The following is a 19600-nucleotide window of genomic DNA, read 5'->3' on the forward strand; positions in this document are numbered from 1 at the left end:
TATGAGAGAATGGTCCATACACAAATTCCCCCCCTGCAGATAAAACAACGGAATTTTTTCGTACCACAAAAAACTATATTCATCAATATGAGAAATTTACTTGCATTTCTTTCCTTTGATCTAAAATTTTAAATCTTGCCAAGAATCTGCAATTCACGCAAAGCAGCTGCATCACGAGCAGATACATCCGGATAAGCTGGATCACTCCCAACATCTTGTGTATAACGCCATGATCGAGCACATTTTTTTCCTAATGCCTTCTCTGGATATACACCAACACCTTCAACATCATTCAACGTAAAAGCATCGGAAGGTATTGTATCCTGCGTAATTGTGAGTGCACTGGTAATACAGACCTCTGCCATATCCACATTTTCTAATGCTTCTCGTAAAGTCGGATTGGAAATAAAAACAATAGGAGCGGCTTCTAACGAGGATCCAATACGCTTATCAACGCGTTCAAGCTCTAAAGCACCTGTAACAACTTTACGGACCTGCCGAATTTTTTTCCAATGCTCAGACAAAGATTGATTTTGCCATTCTTCTGGTACAGAGCGAAATTGTTCCAAATGCACCGATTGGCTTTCTGGGTAACGCTCTAACCAAGCTTCCTCCATAGTAAAAGGCAACATTGGAGCAAGCCATGTTACCATACGCTCAAAAATCTCACGGATAACCTGCAAGGAGGACTTGCGCTTTTTTGATGAAGGCGCATCACAATAAAGAGAATCCTTGCGGATATCAAAATAAAATGACGATAACTCAATGATTGAAAAATCCAATAATGCACGCATAATCTTTTTAAAATCAAATTCATCGTAAGCGCGATTAATCAACTGATCAAGTTCAAAAAGCCTATGCAATATAAATTTTTCAAGATCCGGCAGTGCACCATAAGATATTTCTTCTCCATCATCATGTGCTAAAGTTCCAAGCATCCAACGAATTGCATTGCGTAGTTTACGATATGAATCCACATTTGTTTGAAGGATTTTTTTGCCTAAACGCTGATCTTCCCAATAATCAGTTGTCATAACCCAGAGACGAAAAATATCAGCTCCAGATGTTTTAATGATCTCTTGCGGAACAACCGTATTGCCTAAAGATTTAGACATTTTCTTACCATTCTCATCCAAAGTAAAACCGTGTGTGATCACTGCCTTATAGGGAGAGTAAGCACGCGTACCACAGCTTTCCAAAAGAGAAGATTGGAACCATCCGCGATGTTGATCTGAACCTTCAAAATAAACATCAGCAGGCCATTTCAAATCAGCCCGATCTTCTAACACAAAGCTATGGCTTGCTCCAGAATCAAACCAAACATCCAAAATATCATAAACCTGTACCCAAGGCTCATGTGCACGCTCACCTAAAAAACGTTCACGTGCTCCTTCAGAAAACCATGCATCTGCCCCTTCTGCTTCAAAAGCCCGTAAAATACGCTTGTTCACACCTTCATCTTTTAGAATAACACCATCCTCATTCGCAAAAATACAAATAGGAACCCCCCAAGAACGCTGACGAGAAAGAACCCAATCAGGACGATCTTCTATCATAGAAGCTAGGCGGTTTTGCCCAGAAGACGGCACAAAACGCGTTTTTGAAACAGCTTCCAAAGCCCGACTACGTAAAGTTGAACCATCCCCAAAATCTTTATCCATTGAAATAAACCATTGCGGTGTATTGCGAAAAATAACGGGTTTTTTTGAACGCCAACTATGGGGATAGGAATGCTTTAAACGCCCCCGTGCAAACAATCGATCTGCTTTAATTAAAGCGTTAATGACCTCTTTATTGGCATCACCCATTTTTCCATTATCATCAATAACACGTGCAGGTCCTCCTTCACGATCTGGTCCTAAACCTGGAACATCTTTCGTATAGAACCCTGCATCATCAACAGGAAACGGTATAGATGAATCAATCCCTGCTTGCTCCAGTAAGGACTTATAATCATTCCAAATTTCAAAGTCCTCACGCCCATGGCTTGGTGCTGTATGGACAAACCCTGTACCAGCACTCTCTGTCACATGCGCCCCCTCAAGCAGTGCAATTTTATAATTATACCCTCCAGCTAAACCTTTGAGTGGATGAGAAAGAACAAGAGCTTTCAATTCTTCAGCAGAAATAACACGCAAACGCTTCAAAACAAGTTTGGCTTTTTCTGCACAACTCATCGCTAAAGCGTCTGCAAAGAGAAGCTTTTCTCCCACTTGAGGACCAAAATCATTTTCAGCACTTTCAACTTCGTAAATACCATAAGAAATCTGCGAAGAATAACTCACTGCACGGTTAGCAGGAATTGTCCACGGTGTTGTTGTCCAAATGACGACATACGCACCATATAAATCATCAGAATTTGCTTCAAAAACAGGAAACTTAACCCAAATCACCTCTGATTCATGATCATGATATTCAATCTCAGCCTCTGCCAAAGCCGTACGCTCCACAACAGACCACATCACCGGCTTGGAACCACGATAAATCTGATCTGACATAGCAAATTTTATCAATTCACTGGCAATGCGTGCTTCTGCATGAAAAGCCATTGTAGTATAAGGCGTATTAAAATCTCCCACGACACCAAGGCGTTTAAACTCTTCACTCTGAACGGTTACCCAATGCTGTGCAAATTCACGGCATTCTTGACGAAACTCGTTAAGAGGTACCTCATCCTTATTTTTTCCTTGTGCTCGATATTTTTCTTCAATTTTCCATTCAATTGGAAGCCCATGGCAATCCCAACCAGGTACATAATTTGCATTAAACCCGCGCATTTGGAATGAACGAACAACCACATCCTTTAGAACTTTGTTTAAAGCATGCCCGATATGAATATGACCATTTGCATAAGGCGGACCATCATGAAGAATATAAAATGGACGATCTTTTGCTTGTTGGCGCAATTGCTCATAAAGCCCGATATTTTCCCAACGCGCCATCAATTCAAGCTCTTTTTGCGGAAGCCCTGCACGCATAGGAAAATTTGTTTGTGGAAGATAAAGAGTTTTTGAATAATCTATTGTTTCATTTTTCACAGTCATTGTGAAATATTCCTGTCCACTTTTACGATTTCATTTTTGCATAACTTCCCTGAACCCTGCAACTCTGGTTTTATCTATAGGGAAAGCCGAGCTTATCATTCGTATTAAGCAGCGATCAGGAAAATATATCATCACACTCTATGGGCTTTATCATGAAATTCACAAGAAAAGAAACCAAAAAGTGATCTTTTAAAAAATAAAGGCTCCACTGTCAGTGGAGCCTCTTAGAAATTTACTCTTTAAAAAATTAGAATTTATAAGCTACACCAACACGGAAATCATTAGTTTTGTAGTTAACCTCAAGTTTTTCCTTTGCAAATTTCTTTTTACCAAAATCAGAGTAACGATATTCTGCACGTACAATCACATTATCCAGAACCGAGAAATCAACGCCACCACCAAGTGTGTAACCAATCATGGTTTTTGTTTCATCAGCTAAGTTCTTAGAAGAAACAACTCTTCCATCCTCATCCTTAACGGATATCGATACAGTGTCTTGGAACTGCCCATAAGCAATACCACCAGCAAGATAAGGCATAAAGCGATCAGCAGCAAAACCAATACGTACTCGTGTAGCACCACCCCAATTTTGTTTGAAAGTATGATTTAAAGTTTCAACTTCATCCTCTTGATCAAGACCAAGTTCAGAAGCCATCTTTTTCATTTGTTCTATACCATATACACTGGAATCGTTCTTATCCGCTGCTTGCGTACTTTGTGCACCGTGCCCAGCTATATTCTGTCCACCATGAGAACGAGAAACATGTGGATTAGCACCATGCGAATTAGCATTTCCGCTACCATGATGAACACTATGATGACTTACATGCTGAGCTCCGCTTGTTCCATTGGAAGTGTTTGACTCTGATCCAGATGATCCTGATCTTGCCAGTACAAGGGGTCTACTCGGTACTGTTCTTTCTACTGCTAATTGATTTGATTGTCCTGCTCCTGCTTGTGATTGTTGAGCTGCACTTGCTGGTCTAGCTGGTGCTGAACTGGATTGCGTTACAGCAGATTTTTCTGATGCGGAACTTGCTCCTGGAGTCCCTCCTGTTGTAGTTCCTGCACCTGCAGATACTCCTGAGGCGGTTTTTTGTGTTTGTGCTCCTGTTCCTGCTTGTGAGGCTGGGGTTGAAGATGGCGTTTTTGATGATAATGTTGGATTATTATTGCCAGAATTTTTAGTTGCTACTGATTGACTTGATTGTCCTGCTCCTGCTTGTGGTTGTTGACCTGCACTTGCTGGCTTAGCTGGTGCTTGGCTGGATTGCGTTGCAGCAGATTTTTCTGACGCGGATCCTGCTGCTGGACTCCCTGTTGTTGCAGTTCTTGCACCTGCGGGTGTTCCTGAGGCGGCTTTTTGTGTTCCTGTTGATGTTGCTGCTTGCGAGGTTGGAAGCGTTTGTGGGTTTGCGGATCTGCGGGATCTTACGACGGCATTTTCTACTGTAGTGTTACTAGCCGAACCTATGGTAATGGTCTTTGTGTATTTTTTTCTAGATATCATTAAATCCGTATCGATGCCAAAAATAAAGTTATCACCGAGATCAATATTAGAACCTGCATAAAAACCACCTACAAAACCTGAAAGTTTAGGAGAGAACTCTTTATCTAGTGGCAAACTCTTTTCTTGATCCAAAAGAGCCATATCAGCTTTGCTCGAAAAACCACCAGCTTGGACACCTAAATAAAGACCTGTCCATGAAAAAGCAGGTGCAACAATGGGAGAAGCAGTCGATGATGCTGGCTGATGAGGAATCATAACATCAGCAGCTAGCGCTGTAGACGCTGAAATTAAAGAAAAAACAGACGCTGTTATTAAACGTTTTGTATTCATAAAATCTCTCCAAATATCCAAAATGAAATGTATATAGAGCATCTTTTTTGAAAGATCTGTAGTAAAAATGACACACTCACAAAAAAATAAAGAATTTTTGAAAATAAGACTTCTTAAAATTTTAATTTTGCATTCAATGAGAATTTGTAAACTAAATAACACTAAAATTATGTGGCTTAAAGTTGGATTCATTTTCATTAAATTTTTGTATAACTGTTAATGATAATATCCTTTATAAATTTCTTTTTACCGAAATCAGAATAACAGTATTCTGCATGCAATAAACTATCATCTGTTATTGCAAAATCAACGCCAGCGCAAACAATGAAATCAAATCTTGCCTTTTTTAAAACCAAGCGCCATTAAAGTTTCATCTATTTATCAGCATGATCTACTTTTGGTGCTTTAGCAATAGTATTTTGTATCTAAAATTAAGAAAAACAAAGGACTTATTCAAACACTCGCAAAAAACTTTTAGATTCTTTGCATAAACATCTTCATCCAGCAATATCACTTCGATTTATAAGGCTAACTTATTGTTTTCATTTTGAATGAAAAAACTAATACTGTAGGATTCTATCATTTAAAACCTGTTCCATGTTGTATTAATCAAAACCATGTCTCTTGTACACCACAAGTGGAAAGAGCAGCCTAGATAAAAACATTAAAGATAAGACTAAAGATGCCTCTTATGAACGCTTTTAACAGCCAAGGTCTGTCCCACACCATTGGTGGCTGGCAAAGTGTATAATGGTGCTGGCTTGCTCTTTTTATTAAGCGTGTAAAGATAGTGGTGCTCTGTAGATTTTATATTATTTCACTGAGAGGCTTTACCGTCTTACATCACTCACGGATACTGACATGAAGTGGGCTTGATGTACTTTGAAAAATATTTCTTTAAAACAAATGTGTGAATACATAACAAAAAGTGTATTCCGTTTGGGGCGTTCTGTTTTGCATGAGGAATGTGATCCCATAAAAAGAATGCAATAAACAAAAACATAAAACAATGCGTCATCTTCATTTTCATTATTTAAAAGACATTGCTCTAAATGCTTTTGAAAATCCTAACGCTAAATTAAAAGAAGATGGTAAAGTTGGAAATTGGTTTCTATCTTTACATCTTCATATTCTTTCCCAATGAGATTGTATTTCCCAAAGATTACTCCAACAGATATACGCAATACGCTCGCTCTAATCTGGAATATGCAGAATAAAGTTAATCACTGGTCATGACCTTTTCCTATTTCTGAGATTAATTGAATACTTTTCACTTAGGCGTAAAATGATAGCCGTGATATAAGATTTGATGTAATCAGTAGCTATAAAACTAATGTATACCACCAATTCGCCCTCTATAATATAAAACTTTTTTCTTTAAAACCTTATGGCGCAAAATAATACAAACAAAAATAGAAGGGATTAAGAGAGACAGAATAGAGAACTGGTAAAATAAAGGCCCCGTTAAACGAGGCCTTAGTATTTTTTATGCGTCTAATTTCATTTTTATGAAATTAGAATTTGTAAGCAACACCTACACGGAAGTCATTGGTTTTGTAATTGAATTCACGTGTATCGTCTGCGAATTTCTTTTTACCAAAATCGGAGTAACGGTATTCTGCACGTAAAAGAACGTTGTCTGTCATTGCAAAGTCAACTCCACCACCAATAGTGAAACCAAGCATTGTCTTCGTGTCATCAGCCCAAGTACCACCAGTCAAATTTACATCTTGCTTAGCGCCTGCTTCTGGTCCATGTTCATTCCCGTCAGCTTTCTGCACAACTTTAGGTCTCTTTCCTTTTCCTGCAACGGATTGAATGCCCTGTACCTGCGCATAGGCAACACCACCAGCGACATAAGGCATAATACGGTCAACAGCAGCAAAACCGATACGAACGCGTGTAGCACCAGACCATTTTTCTTTGTAACTGTGCATTTCTGTTACCTTGTCACCTGCTGCAAACTGTTGTGGACCTTCTAATCCAACCTTAGCTTTTTCAAGGGCAGCATTAAATTTTGCTGCATCTTCTCCAGTAAGAGTCAATTCACGGGCTTTTTTTGATTCTTCACGATCTGCCCAAACTGCATCGGTTTCAACACCGAGAATGAGACCATTTCCGAGGTCTACGTTAGAACCTGCATAAATACCACCCATGAAACCAGAAGGACTAGGTGTGTTATCTTTTTTGAAAAGTTCTTTGTCTTCTCCTGGAGTAGTTACTTTAGTTTTACTCGAAAAGTTGCCAACTTGACCACCAAGATAAAAACCCGTCCAAGAAAACGAAGGGGCTGCTGCAATAACTGCTGGTGCGACTTCATGAGGGATCACCACGTCAGCAGCTTGTGCTGCAGAAGCTGAAATTAAAGCGGCAACAGAAGTTGCTAGTAAAGATTTTGTATTCATAATTTTGCTCCTAAATTAACTATAAGATGACCTTACAAGATTATAGATAGAAAAGCTGTAGTAAAAATGTCACAATCATACAAATAAAAAACCAGAAAAACAGCGTTTTTATCCAAGTCAAAATCTCTTGAAAATTTAATTTTTTATTAATAATCGCACTTTTGATGAAATTAGAACTTGTAAGCTACACCTACATGAAAGTCATTGGTTTTGTAGCCTAGTTTAAGGTAATCCTTTTTAAATTCCTTCTTACCAAAGTCTGAGTAGCAGTATTCCGCACGAAGCAGAATATGATCTGTCATCGCGAAATCTATACCACCACCAAGGGTGAAACCCACCATCGTTTTTGTTTTATCAAATACCGTAGCAGAAACTTCTTTACTTGGCTTACCATTTGCCGACTTTTTTGTTTCTGAAACTTTATCGACACCTTGTATTTGCGCATAGGCAATACCATCGGCAACATAAGACATAATGCGGTCAGCGACGAAAAAACCAACACGAACCCGTGTTGCACCAGACTATTTTTCTTTGAAACCAATGCGATACACTGCTGTGTCACCTTTTTAAAACTTTTCATTTTCATCCAATGGAACACCAGCATCTTCAAATTCATCATTAAAATCATCGAATTCATCAATCGCAAGAATCTTTGAAACCGTCTTCGTCTCTCCTCGGTCTGCCCAGACTGCATCGGTTTCAACACCTAGAATGAGGAAATTTCCAAGATCTACGTTGGAACCTAAATCAATACCACCATGAAACCTGAAGGCTTCGGTAGTCCATATTTATCTAAAGTTTTTTCTTTTGTCTGTAAATCAAATACATCAACTTTGACTTGAAAAGTTGCCAACTTGACCACCGATATAAAAATCTGTCCAAGAAAACGAAAGAGCTATGATAACTGCTGAGGCTTTTCACGAAGAATGATAATATCAGAAGCTTGTGCTGCAGAAGCTGCTGCCATAGTGATAATAGAAGTTGTGACTAAAGATTTTATATTCATAAACTTTGCTCCTCATTTATTTACGAGCACAGTATTATACGATTAAGCGAAGAAACACTGTAGTCAACATAATACAATTATAGGAAACGAAAGATACACCCAAGATAAAATCATTTCATCACTTCCCTTTTCGCAAGAAATTGTAAGTTACAAGTACGTATAAGTCATTGATTTAGCGCGTAATTATTGCCTGTCGTTTATGAAAATCTTTTTAAGGAAATCTAAATAATATCTTTTCCACCTCCAATAAATATGAAGTGTGTAATAATATAATAACAGAAAATAATAGAGGCCCTGTCTTTGACAGAGCCTCATGACAATTTATTTTGTCTTCATCATTTCGTTGTTGACGAAATTAGAATTTGTAAGCAACACCTACACGGAAATCATTGGTTTTGTAAGCGAATTTATCCCCATCCTTTACAAATGCTTTTTTACCAAAGTCTGAGTAACGGTATTCTGCACGCAACAAAACATTGTCTGTCATTGCAAAGTCAACACCACCACCTACAGTGAAGCCAACCATCGTTTTTGATGCATCAAACAATTCAGCAGAAGCGATTTCGGCACCACCAGCTTCTTCCGCCTTAAGAGATTTAACCACTTGCAGCTGCGTATAAGCAATACCACCAGCGAAATAAGGCAAAATGCGGTCAACTGCTGCAAAGCCAACACGAACGCGTGTAGCACCAGACCATTTTTCTTTTATAGAGATGCTATCTATACGTTTGTCAGTTGCCTTAATATTAGCAATAGCTTTTCCTGGAGCAGCTGTAGCTTCAGCTGCTGTAAGCTCATCTTTGAAATCTTCAAAATCTTCTTCTATAACTTCTGAATGCACTTTTGAATCTTCGCGATCTGCCCAGACTGCATCGGTTTCAACACCTAGAATGAGGCCATTACCAAGATCTACGTTAGAACCTACATAGATACCACCCATGAAACCGGAAGGTTTAGGTGTCCAGTCTTTATCTGTAATTTTCTTTTTTGTTTCTGAATCATATACATCAACTTTACCTGAAAAGTTACCAACTTGACCACCGATATAAAAGCCTGTCCAAGAAAATGAAGGGGCTGCGATGACTGCTGGGGCTGTTTCACGAGGGATGATAACATCAGCAGCTTGTGCTGCAGAAGCTGCTGCCATAGCGATAACAGAAGTTGTGACTAAAGATTTTATATTCATAAACTTTGCTCCTAATTTATTTATGAGCACAGTGCTACAAGATTACAGAAAGAAAAGCTGTAGTAAAAATGATACAGTCACAGAAAATGGAGGGCACATCCCAGACAAAATCGCTTCATAGCTTGATTTTGCACGAAAAATCTAAAGATAGACATATAAATAACTTATTGATTTTAAATGTAATTATTGTTTATTTTTTATGAATTTTTTTTAAGAAAATCTGAATAATATCTTTTCACATCCACAATAAATTATGTATTGTGTGATAATATAGCAACAGAGAATAACAGAAGCTCTGTCAAAGACAGAGCTTCTGTTATTTAACTTACCGTCTGTTAAAACTTGTAAGCAACACCAACTCGGAAATCATTGGTTTTGTAAGATGTCTCATATTTATCATTTGAGAATTTCTTTTTACCAAAATCAGAGTAACGATATTCCGCACGGACAATAACGTTATTGGTCATTGCTAAATCAACACCAGCACCAAGGGTATAACCAACAAAGGTCTTTGTTTCATCAGACAAGGTACCAGAAGCTATTACTTTATCTGAATCTTTTCCTGTTATTGAAATCAATGCACTATCTTGAAGCTGTGTATAAGCGATACCACCAGCAACATAAGGCATAATACGTTCAGCTGCAAAACCAATACGTACACGTGTCGCACCAGCCCACTTTTCTTTAAAAGTGAAACTGTGGGTTCGTTTAGCACCAGGTTCAAGCGCATCTTTACCAATATTAATTCCAGATTCTGTTAATATCTTCTTAATATAATTGATGTGCTCTGGAACAATAACATATGTTTTTCCTGTCTTCGTGTCATCTTTACTAGACCACATGATATCTGTATCAACACCTAAAATAAGGCCATTGCCAAGATCAACATTGGAACCTGCGTAAAGACCACCCATGAAACCAGATAGTTTAGGCAAATAATCGTCACTTACTGGAATCTTTTTTCCACGAGCAAGAATATCCATCTTCGTTTTACCCGAAAAACCACCAAGCTGCCCACCAAGGTAGAAACCTGTCCAAGAAAAAGTTGGAGCAACAATAACGGGAGCAACAGGTGTTGGACTCGGGGAAACAATAACATCTGCTGCTTGCGCCGCTGAAACTGAAACAAAAGCGAAAGCAGAAGCTGTTATTAACCATTTCATATTCATATTTTTTCTCCATAGCTGAATATTTATTTGAACACATCATTCCATATAGAGCCCAAACTTCAGATATCTGTAGCAAAAATGATACACTCATAAAAAAACAAAAAGCCAATGACAGCATCCTGGATTGCTTGATCTGTAATAAATAAGAATTAAACTATGCTAATGCACAAATGATTTTCTCTCGTCACATTTGCTCTTCTTTATAAATTTTTTAAAAATATCTGCGTTATCACCGTGGAAAGCATGTGCTCTTGTCTCATGAAAAATTATCCTTTTATATTAAATTCAAATGCTTTATCTTAGACCATTGTATATTCAAGCAACAAAAATCATCCATCTATACATCACAAACGAGCAAGTATGTGAGACCGTTAAAAAACTAAAAATGTCACTTATGAATGTTTTCAATATCAAGAACAGTCAAATGCAATCGTTCTATTTAAATTTATACAAATAATGTTTTTACCTTTATCCTTAGCATGACCAAATGTGAAGACTATGTATTTGTTTTTTCATAAAAAGGATGCTTATATCATACATAAACTTGTACCGCACATAAACAAGACTTCCAATAATCTACGGGTTGAAACAAGATCACATACAACTTGCTTGCTCTTTGTTTTTACTTTAGGCAATTATTGTTTTTAAAATATTTACCATTTTTTGCTTATCTCAACCTCATAGAAAGTCTTTTTCAGAGTTTCAGTCTTATTTGTAGGCTCTCTATATTCATACTCTTTTATAAACTAAACTGTAAAAAATACCTCAAGACAGGCAACTGGTATGATAAATGTTGAAATCTATATTAAAACTCTCCCTAAAGCAAAAAAGATGAGAGAAGATCTTTCTTAAAGTTTTCACACCAAACTTTGCTTTGAAAATCATTAATTGAGCAAACAATTTGGCAGAAAAAATATCTGATATTGAATCATAGATAAATAAAAAATATTTTTAGATCTAAGTCGAACAATATATTGATTATAAACATAATTCATCGTTTCGTATATTGAATAAGAAACCGGAATATCATAAGATTCTCTTATTCCAAACCGGTTGCATATTACAATCAATCAAAACCATTCGCTTGTACATTACAAGCAGGAAAAGCCGTGCAGATAAAAACTGTACAAGAAAGAACAAAAACGCCTCTTATGAATCGTCTCACATACCAAAGGCTGTCACAACATTGAGAGCTAGCAAAGTGTGTGATGAATGCCGGCTTTCCCACTTCATAAGTGTAAAGAGGGGAGTACTCACTGGATTTACCATTATACCCTTCATAAATGGCGTCGCGAAATGGGTTTGGGAGCATTGAGAAATGTTTCTTTAAAACAAGTGCACGTAAGTATGCAACTCAATGGCGTTTTACATGCCTTATATAATCACACTTAAAATGACGATATTTACGGCATAAAAAATAACCCCAAATCTCTAGGCTATATTCATCTAATAAGCCCATGAATTTTGTAATGACTAATTGCTATTATACAGTGTTCTTCTTCCCCTGAAATCTTCCTGCTCATATCTTTTTCGAACAGTACTCTTCATTCTCACCGTGCACAATCATAACCCCCTTTAAACAAATAGCTCCCCCCCTTTTTTCAAGTGATAATATCTCCTTTCTTCAATTCTTGAGCATACGTTACACCTCTCAATGTTGTTTTCTCACTTTTTAAAAACTCATTGGACTTCGTGTAAATAGGTTTTTCCGTCCTCTTTTTCCTAGTCCTTTTTTAGGATAATATCCTCTTTTTTTACCAGAATGTGACACAGGTACTAACTTAGCTGCTGTTATGCATTCCCTGTTATTTATACAAGAAAATTCTATTTGAAAAACTTCAGATAAGACCTTGCGAAGCTGTTCACTAGAAAAAAGACCTATTGGAGGAACAGCCGAAGATGCTTTCTGTATAAAGTTTTGAGACGCTAAAAAACTCGCACCCTGAGCGATAGAGATTGAAGCAAAAGTAGCAAACGCTGTAATAAAATATTTTATGTTCATAAATTTAACCTCATCAAATATCCATAATGGATTTTATCTAGTGCCTTCATTGCAAATTTCTAGAGAAAAATAATATGTTTATAGAGAAAAAGTGAAAATCCTTAAAGATAAAGCTTGAGAGCATTTTCATTTTAAAATAAAAGCAAATTGTCCTGCTCTGCCAACATAGAAATCACTTATTGAGTAATAAATAAAGACACGAAGTATCATCTGAAAATAACAAACTATACGAATTTCACATCAACATATTGATTTATAAATATAATTTATATTTCTTCACACAAAATGAGCCCCTCGAACATCAGAATATTCTCTCATTTCAAACTTGTTCATTATACATTAGTAAATTTATTCGCTTACACATCATAAATGAGCTTTGTATATGGATAGAACTCTTGAAAAAGGGGAGGATTCTTACGAATCTGTTTAAATGCAAAAGCTATTGCAACACTTTGGCTTAGTAAAAAGCGCTCTTTCTGACTTGTTTCTAGCACAGTTTTCTAGGAGTCGTTGTTTGTATTTGTTCAGTATAATCGTGGTTATCTTTATACATTAATCATATAATATATTGATTTATAGTGATAGTTTAGTGTTATTCATATTGAATGAAAACTCTGAATACCATAAGATTCTCTCATTCCAAATCTTTTTCATGTTGGATCAATCAAAACCATTTGATTGCACGTTACAAGTGAGGAAAACCGTGTAGATAAAAAACACTAAAGAAAAAACTAAAAATGCCTCTTATGAACCGTCTCAAGTGCCAAGGACTAAACAATATTGGAAGTTGGCAAAGTGTGTGATGGTAGTGGTTTGTTCTATAAGCGTAAAGATGGGAGTGCTCAACGAATTTTATATCATATTGAAGGCGTTTATCGTTATACCATTCATAAGCGCCGCCGTAAAATGGGCTTGGGTGTTGGTTTCTTAAAAAAAGCACATGAATTAGCAACAGAAATATATTCCGTTTAGAGCGTTCTGTTTTACATGAAGAACGTAAATCCATTAAAAAATGTGAGAAACAAAAACATGAGGCAATGCGTAATCTCTATTATTTAACAGACATTGCTTTAGATACTTTTGAAAGTCGTAAAACAGAATTAAAAATGATGGTAAAGATGAGATTTGGTTTTTACATTTACGCCTTCATATTCTCCTCCAATGAGGCTGTATACCGGTTTCAGAGATTTAAGTCTTCCAACCTACCGTATGTTTCCAGCCTCTCCTCAAAATTTCTTTTTTTTCAAAGAAAAGCTGTTACAAAAATAAAAAATATGAATTCGCAAAAGCACTTTTATTGCCTAAACTTCAAATGAAATAGCACTAAGAATTTATTATAACTCTTACCAGAAAAGATGAGAGGATAAAATGCCCATAATGTACAAGCATTTTGTCCTCTCACTTCAATAATTAACTCCATTTAAAAGCCAATTTTAAAGTTAGCTATGCGCAAAAATATCAACTTCCGCCCATCCTAAAAGATCAAGCCTAGCTCTCATAGGTAAAAATTGAAAGCATGCCTTGGCAACATTTTCTCGCTCTTCACGTCTTAAACGTTCTTCAAATATCACTTTTAAACGATGCAAATATAATACATCCGACGCAGCATATTCAATTTGTGCCTGTGATAACGTTTCTGCCGCCCAATCCGAAGATTGTTGCTGCTTAGAAATATTCACATTCAGCAATTCATTACAAATTTCTTTCAAGCCATGACGATCCGTATAAGTACGCGTGAGTTTCGAAGCAATCTTTGTACAAAAAATGGACTCTGGCATAACACCAAATGTATGCGCTAAAATAGCAAGATCAAAACGCCCAAAATGGAATATTTTGGTGATCGCCTTATCCTCAAGCAATTTTATCAAATTGGGTGCACTCTTTTGTTCTTTAGCAATCTGTATAACGTCAGCAGTACCATCTCCAGAAGAAAGCTGAACAACGCATAAACGATCACGATGGGGTTGTAATCCTAAAGTCTCGGTATCAATTGCAACAGCATCAATTTGATAATTGTCTAAGTTTGGTAAATCACCTTGATGAACACGAATCTCAGCCATTTACCCTCCTATTTGCGAAAGAAGCAAGAATACGCGCCCAAGACCGCTGCCCCTTATGAAATGATTTTAAATTATACTTTTCATTAGGCGAATGAATACGGTCATCAGCCAGTCCAAAACCAACCAAAACAGTTTCCATACCAAGAATCGACTGAAAGTCTGCTACAATTGGAATCGACCCCCCCATAGCTGTCAATACAGCAGGAACTTCCCACTCTTGCGATAAAGCATCTTTTGCCGCCTTGATAAAAGATGAATCATAAGAAAGCTGTATTGCTGCAGAAGAACCGTGATTTTTAAATGTCACTGTACAGTCATCAGGAATTGAGTTGCGTACATAATCACGAAAGGCTTGACGTATTTTTTCTGGATCTTGCTTATGAACTAAACGACACGATATTTTTGCACTTGCTTGAGAAGCAATAACCGTTTTTGTTCCTTCTCCCTCATAGCCTCCACTAATACCGTTAATCTCTGCTGTAGGACGTGCCCATATGCTTTCTAAAATGCTTCGTCCTTTTTCACCAACAGGAATGGAAAGCCCTATAGGACCAAGAAAATTTTCAGCAGTACAATTAAGTTCATTCCATGACTGCAAAATCTGTGGAGGTGTTTCTTCTACGCCATCATAAAAACCAGGAAGCGTCACCTTATTATCTTCATCATGAAGTCCTGCTAAGATTTTCGTTAAAATATGAATGGGATTAGCTGCTACTCCTCCAAAATAACCAGAATGCAAATCACGACTCGCTGCTGTAATAATAATCTCTTCTGCCATAATTCCCCGAAGAGAAAGAGCAATAGACGGTGTATCCGCATCCCACATCGACGTATCACAAACCAATGCGCAATCAGCCTTAAGTTCATCTTTATTTGCTTTTAAAAAAGGAATAAGGGAAGGAGAAGCACATTCTTCCTCACCTTCACATAAAATAGTAACTTTAACAGGAAGCTGCCCTGTTTCTTTCTTAAATGCACGACATGCTTCAATAAAAGTCATCAACTGACCTTTGTCATCTGAAGCTCCACGAGCACAAATAACTTTCTCTCCGTCTCTCTCTTTTAAAGAAGGTGTAAATGGATCATCCTCCCATAAACTCAATGGATCAACAGGTTGAACATCATAATGTCCGTAAAACAACACATGCAAACAATCATCCGAAGGTCCTGGATGATGCCCAACAACCATTGGATGACCCGGTGTATCACGGCGTGAAGCGTCAAAACCAATGCTTTTTAAATCCTCTACTAACCAATCTGCTGCTTTACGACATGCAGCCTTGTAAGCCAAGTCTGTAGAAATCGATTGAAAACGTAAAAGAGAAAAAAGGCGCTCAAGGCTCTTTTCTATATTTCCATCAAGATGTGTTAGTACTTTATTCAGCATAAAAAAACCTCTCAAGCCTTGTCTAATTATATTATAGATACGACAACTTTAAGCCTCTTGTAAGATTTTGCAAGACACCTTATTCATTTTTGACATTGTGAGCAGTAAAAACTTGAACGCCCAGCCTGTAAAATGCGCACAATAGGCGTTCCACATTCCAAACATTGCTTGCCTTCTCGTCCATAAACTGAAAAAGCATGTTGAAAATAACCAAGTGAACCATCTATATGCATATAATCACGTAAAGAAGAGCCACCAGACAAAATGGCTTCAGAAATCACATTACGTATATTTTGTGCTAAAGAATCTGCAAATTCACTTGCACGTGCCGTTTTTGATGCCAATGTAAATGCACCACGTTGTGGAGACAAACGACTCCGCCAAAGTGCTTCACAAACATAAATATTCCCAAGACCTGCAACAATAGACTGATCAAGTAAAACGCTCTTGAGAGACATTCTTTTATTAACAAAAGCCTTTTGTAAATAACGACCAGAAAACGAATTACTCATAGGTTCAAGCCCTAGCTTATTTAAAAGTGGATGTTCATAAAGCTTGTCCGTATTAACTAAAAGCATAAATCCAAAGCGACGTACATCATTATATATAAGATGATAAACTGCACCATCTCTTGTTTGAATATCCATGATAAAATGATCATGCTTAACCAATTTACTTGTCGTTGAAAAAACTGTTCTTAAAAGATCATTCTCTATACGCCATGAACCAGACATTCCTAAATGGCTTAAAATCGTTTCATCCTGAGAAAGATGAAATAATAAATATTTCGCACGCCGACCAAGTTCTATAATTGTTCTGCCAATAAGACGCTCAGAAAAAGCCTCAGGAAAAGGAAAGCGCAAATCTCTACGATTAAGTCTGACAGATACTATCTTTGCATCAGTTACAACAGACTCAAGTCCACGACGAACTGTCTCTACTTCAGGAAGTTCAGGCATCTCTCTTCTTTAATAATTATACACTTTCCAATCGTATCACCATAAATTGACTTCCCCCCCTCAAAGAACGAAGACTTCCTCTACATCTGCTCTATAAAAAACAAATTCTTGATGAGTGGATTTCACTTAGCTTCCTACTCATGTGAGTTAATTAAGTAAAAGCTTTATGGTCAAGCACCGCCTTGAATATTCACCAGACACTCTAAAATACTTAATGTATCAATGAAGCTTACCCAACCCCACCTCAAATGACGATATTTGACGGCATAACAGGATTAAGCCCATTCACCCTTACGAAATACAGGCACTCTTATACCATCTTGAGTAATGCCATCTATATCAATTTCGCCAGAACCAATCATCCAGTCAATATGAATGACACTTTTATTACCACCACGTGCTGCAATCTCTTCTGACGTCAATGATGCCCCATCTAAAAAGCATTTGGAATAACACTGCCCTAAAGCAATATGACATGCAGCATTTTCATCAAATAAGGTATTATAAAAAAGGAGGTCACTCTTAGAAATTGGTGAAGAATGGGGTACAAGGGCAACTTCGCCCAATCGGCTTGCACCCTCATCACTTTGCAAAACCTGTTGCAAAACTTCCTGACCCGTTGATGCACGAGCCTCAACAATACGCCCTGCTTCAAAACGTACTTCAATATTATCAACCAGTGTTCCTTGATAGGAAAGTGGCCTCGTCGAACGAACAAAACCTTCAACCTTATGAGCATGAGGAGTGGTGAAAACTTCTTCTGTCGGAATATTCGGGTTGCAAATAACACCATTTTGAGCAACGGATGCACCACCATGCCATTCATGATCATCTGCCAAACCAACAATTAAATCAGTCCCTGGCCCTGTAAAGTGTAAGGCAGAAAAACGCTGCTCATTAAGCCAAGATGATCGTTTCTTTAAATTCTCGTTATGGACAATCCACGCATGTACCGGATCTTCTTCTGTAACACGTGACGCAGAAAAAATTGCATCGGCTAATTTTTTAATCGCCTCATTAAGTGGTAAAGAAGGAAACATTGTCTCAGCCCATCCTACTGTTGGATAAGCAACAATCGACCAATTTATAGAAAAATTCGATATTTTTTTGAGAGCAGGCTGGTAAGCTAGTGAAGTCGCCTTATTCAAACGCGCAACCTTATCAAAATCTTGATTGGAAAGGAGCAAAGGATTATCACCAACAATCGCTAAACGCGCTGCCCCATTTTCAAAAGCCTTCGCCATTCCCTCATAAAGCCAAGAAGGGGCACAATCAAAACTAGCTGTATGGGCATTTTCAAAACGTGTAAGCGATAACATATCATCACTAAAAATTGGTGTAATGACACCAGCCCCAACCTTATAAGCATGATATGCAATACGCCGAACAAAAGGTAATGCTGAAACTGGAGAAGTCAAAACAAGATCCTGCCCCTCTTGTAAATTTAACCCCACTTTTACTGTAATTTCTGCAAGACGATTAAGCATTTCAGGCGAAATTGTCTCATGAATATCAAAGTACATTACCAATACCCTTCTTTAAATAAAATACGTTTTTCACGTCGTCATATTATAAATTGTTTTTCAGATCCTTTGAGTTCACTTTCTCTACATATATTTACGCGTGTCATTATCGCTAAAAGTTTCACTTAATTCATAAACAGCAATGGGTCTATAACCCTTCTTTGGTCGTGAAAAACTTATCAGTTTCTGTGTCGTTTTTCTAACATTGCAACAATTGCATTTAACTGATCTGATGAAGGCAAAGCCATAATCGTTTTATTTTCCTCTTTCCTAGCTAGATGTTGAGGTGCATAGGCAGGAATAGGAACTTTATCAAGCTGTACCATCGCAAAAGACGCAGGATGTGCTGTCTTGGTCTTGGATTGTGCTACTTCTGTCAAAGAAGATGCACTTTTCTCTGCCTTTACTCCCCTACTTTCTAAGCTTTCATCTATAAAGCTTGGCGCATGACCAGAACGTTCTTGAGCAAAAGCATAAGCAACATCATAAGGGCGATTATTTGTAGGAACTTGAAGTTCCCCATCACGTGATCGTTTTTCATAAAAAGCATTTCCCCCTGCAACCTGAACATAATGCATGTTTTTATACGGAAAAGATAGACCAGCGGTATGAAAAAACTTAGCGTGTTTAACTTTCTTATCTCGTTCACCCCGTAAAACAGCATCAGCCGCCTCTCTTACACGAGCAACAGATGCTTTCTCCGTCATAGGACGCGTTAAAACACCAGGAGCAAACTGCTTATATTGACCAACAACACCACAAATCGTCTTAGGATAAGCGGTTGAATTAACACGATTCATAACAACCGTCCCAACGGCAATCATTCCTTCACGGCTTGTGCGATTTGATTCAAAATACATCGCTCGCATAAGACATTGACGCTCTGTCAATGGATACGTAACTGTTTTTGTCTTATTATTATTTACTTTTCCAGTATCTAAATAATTTGAAGCACACCCCACAACAACTAACGGCGCTACACAACAGGTAACAAAAACATTCCAACGATTTTTTTTCAT

11 protein-coding genes and 3 pseudogenes are annotated in these 19600 nt (G+C 37.5%); 2 read left to right on the forward strand and 12 right to left on the reverse strand.

What is annotated here, in order from left to right:
- Positions 1 to 128: 128 nt before the first annotated feature.
- From ileS to ACFIJ0_RS03285, 6 genes and pseudogenes are all read right to left on the reverse strand, one after another.
- On the reverse strand, positions 129 to 3044 hold the full coding sequence (ileS, locus tag ACFIJ0_RS03260) for an isoleucine--tRNA ligase (RefSeq protein WP_375624592.1): 2916 nt from the start codon (positions 3042 to 3044) through the stop codon (positions 129 to 131).
- Positions 3045 to 3291: 247 nt separating this feature from the next.
- The gene (locus ACFIJ0_RS03265; protein ID WP_375644117.1) at positions 3292 to 4884 is read right to left on the reverse strand and encodes an outer membrane beta-barrel protein; all 1593 of its coding nucleotides are present in this window, start codon (positions 4882 to 4884) and stop codon (positions 3292 to 3294) included.
- Positions 4885 to 6398: 1514 nt separating this feature from the next.
- Positions 6399 to 7289, reverse strand: a complete 891-nt coding sequence (locus ACFIJ0_RS03270; RefSeq protein WP_375644116.1) for an outer membrane protein — start codon at positions 7287 to 7289, stop codon at positions 6399 to 6401.
- 170 nt (positions 7290 to 7459) lie between these two features.
- Positions 7460 to 8295, reverse strand: a pseudogene (locus ACFIJ0_RS03275) (outer membrane protein).
- 355 nt (positions 8296 to 8650) lie between these two features.
- The gene (locus tag ACFIJ0_RS03280; protein ID WP_375644115.1) at positions 8651 to 9481 is read right to left on the reverse strand and encodes a porin; all 831 of its coding nucleotides are present in this window, start codon (positions 9479 to 9481) and stop codon (positions 8651 to 8653) included.
- Between the two features lie 335 nt (positions 9482 to 9816).
- On the reverse strand, positions 9817 to 10650 hold the full coding sequence (locus ACFIJ0_RS03285; RefSeq protein ID WP_375624596.1) for an outer membrane protein: 834 nt from the start codon (positions 10648 to 10650) through the stop codon (positions 9817 to 9819).
- A gap of 1151 nt (positions 10651 to 11801) precedes the next feature.
- On the opposite strand from ACFIJ0_RS03285, the pseudogene ACFIJ0_RS03290 reads away from it, so the two are divergent.
- Positions 11802 to 12014 (forward strand): annotated as a pseudogene (locus ACFIJ0_RS03290) (Arm DNA-binding domain-containing protein); the annotation flags it as partial.
- A 308-nt stretch (positions 12015 to 12322) separates the two neighbouring features.
- Here the strand turns inward: ACFIJ0_RS03290 and ACFIJ0_RS03295 are convergent.
- A complete protein-coding gene (locus tag ACFIJ0_RS03295) occupies positions 12323 to 12652 on the reverse strand; it encodes a hypothetical protein (RefSeq protein ID WP_375624597.1) in 330 nt (109 codons plus the stop codon).
- Positions 12653 to 13389: 737 nt separating this feature from the next.
- Between ACFIJ0_RS03295 and ACFIJ0_RS03300 the strand changes: the two are divergent.
- Positions 13390 to 13814: pseudogene (locus ACFIJ0_RS03300) on the forward strand (integrase); the annotation flags it as partial.
- Between the two features lie 277 nt (positions 13815 to 14091).
- Here the strand turns inward: ACFIJ0_RS03300 and ACFIJ0_RS03305 are convergent.
- The 5 genes from ACFIJ0_RS03305 to ACFIJ0_RS03325 form a co-directional block, all read right to left on the reverse strand.
- Positions 14092 to 14712 (reverse strand): ribonuclease D, encoded by a 621-nt coding sequence (locus tag ACFIJ0_RS03305; RefSeq protein WP_375624598.1) that lies wholly within the window; start codon positions 14710 to 14712, stop codon positions 14092 to 14094.
- Complete coding sequence (locus tag ACFIJ0_RS03310) at positions 14705 to 16099, reverse strand: M20/M25/M40 family metallo-hydrolase (protein ID WP_375624599.1); 1395 nt, start codon at positions 16097 to 16099, stop codon at positions 14705 to 14707. Before ACFIJ0_RS03310 ends, ACFIJ0_RS03305 begins: the two co-directional genes overlap by 8 nt.
- Before the next feature lie 83 nt (positions 16100 to 16182).
- Positions 16183 to 17058 (reverse strand): bifunctional DNA-formamidopyrimidine glycosylase/DNA-(apurinic or apyrimidinic site) lyase, encoded by an 876-nt coding sequence (gene mutM, locus ACFIJ0_RS03315; protein ID WP_375624600.1) that lies wholly within the window; start codon positions 17056 to 17058, stop codon positions 16183 to 16185.
- A 275-nt stretch (positions 17059 to 17333) separates the two neighbouring features.
- A complete protein-coding gene (locus tag ACFIJ0_RS03320; RefSeq protein ID WP_375624601.1) occupies positions 17334 to 18581 on the reverse strand; it encodes an aminopeptidase in 1248 nt (415 codons plus the stop codon).
- A 179-nt stretch (positions 18582 to 18760) separates the two neighbouring features.
- Positions 18761 to 19600, reverse strand: a complete 840-nt coding sequence (locus ACFIJ0_RS03325) for a cell wall hydrolase (RefSeq protein WP_375624602.1) — start codon at positions 19598 to 19600, stop codon at positions 18761 to 18763.

Source organism: Bartonella sp. OC68QHHN (genome assembly GCF_042193875.1).
Taxonomy (GTDB): domain Bacteria; phylum Pseudomonadota; class Alphaproteobacteria; order Rhizobiales; family Rhizobiaceae; genus Bartonella; species Bartonella grahamii_A.

Bases quoted from the DNA above. Each gene is read 5' to 3' on its own strand.
- ACFIJ0_RS03280 (WP_375644115.1), bottom strand. From the start codon at position 9,481: ATGAATATAAAATCTTTAGTCACAACTTCTGTTATCGCTATGGCAGCA.
- ACFIJ0_RS03325 (WP_375624602.1), bottom strand. From the start codon at position 19,600: ATGAAAAAAAATCGTTGGAATGTTTTTGTTACCTGTTGTGTAGCGCCG.
- ACFIJ0_RS03305 (WP_375624598.1), bottom strand. From the start codon at position 14,712: ATGGCTGAGATTCGTGTTCATCAAGGTGATTTACCAAACTTAGACAAT.
- ileS (WP_375624592.1), bottom strand. From the start codon at position 3,044: ATGACTGTGAAAAATGAAACAATAGATTATTCAAAAACTCTTTATCTT.
- ACFIJ0_RS03320 (WP_375624601.1), bottom strand. From the start codon at position 18,581: ATGTACTTTGATATTCATGAGACAATTTCGCCTGAAATGCTTAATCGT.
- ACFIJ0_RS03295 (WP_375624597.1), bottom strand. From the start codon at position 12,652: ATGAACATAAAATATTTTATTACAGCGTTTGCTACTTTTGCTTCAATC.
- ACFIJ0_RS03285 (WP_375624596.1), bottom strand. From the start codon at position 10,650: ATGAATATGAAATGGTTAATAACAGCTTCTGCTTTCGCTTTTGTTTCA.
- mutM (WP_375624600.1), bottom strand. From the start codon at position 17,058: ATGCCTGAACTTCCTGAAGTAGAGACAGTTCGTCGTGGACTTGAGTCT.
- ACFIJ0_RS03265 (WP_375644117.1), bottom strand. From the start codon at position 4,884: ATGAATACAAAACGTTTAATAACAGCGTCTGTTTTTTCTTTAATTTCA.
- ACFIJ0_RS03310 (WP_375624599.1), bottom strand. From the start codon at position 16,099: ATGCTGAATAAAGTACTAACACATCTTGATGGAAATATAGAAAAGAGC.
- ACFIJ0_RS03270 (WP_375644116.1), bottom strand. From the start codon at position 7,289: ATGAATACAAAATCTTTACTAGCAACTTCTGTTGCCGCTTTAATTTCA.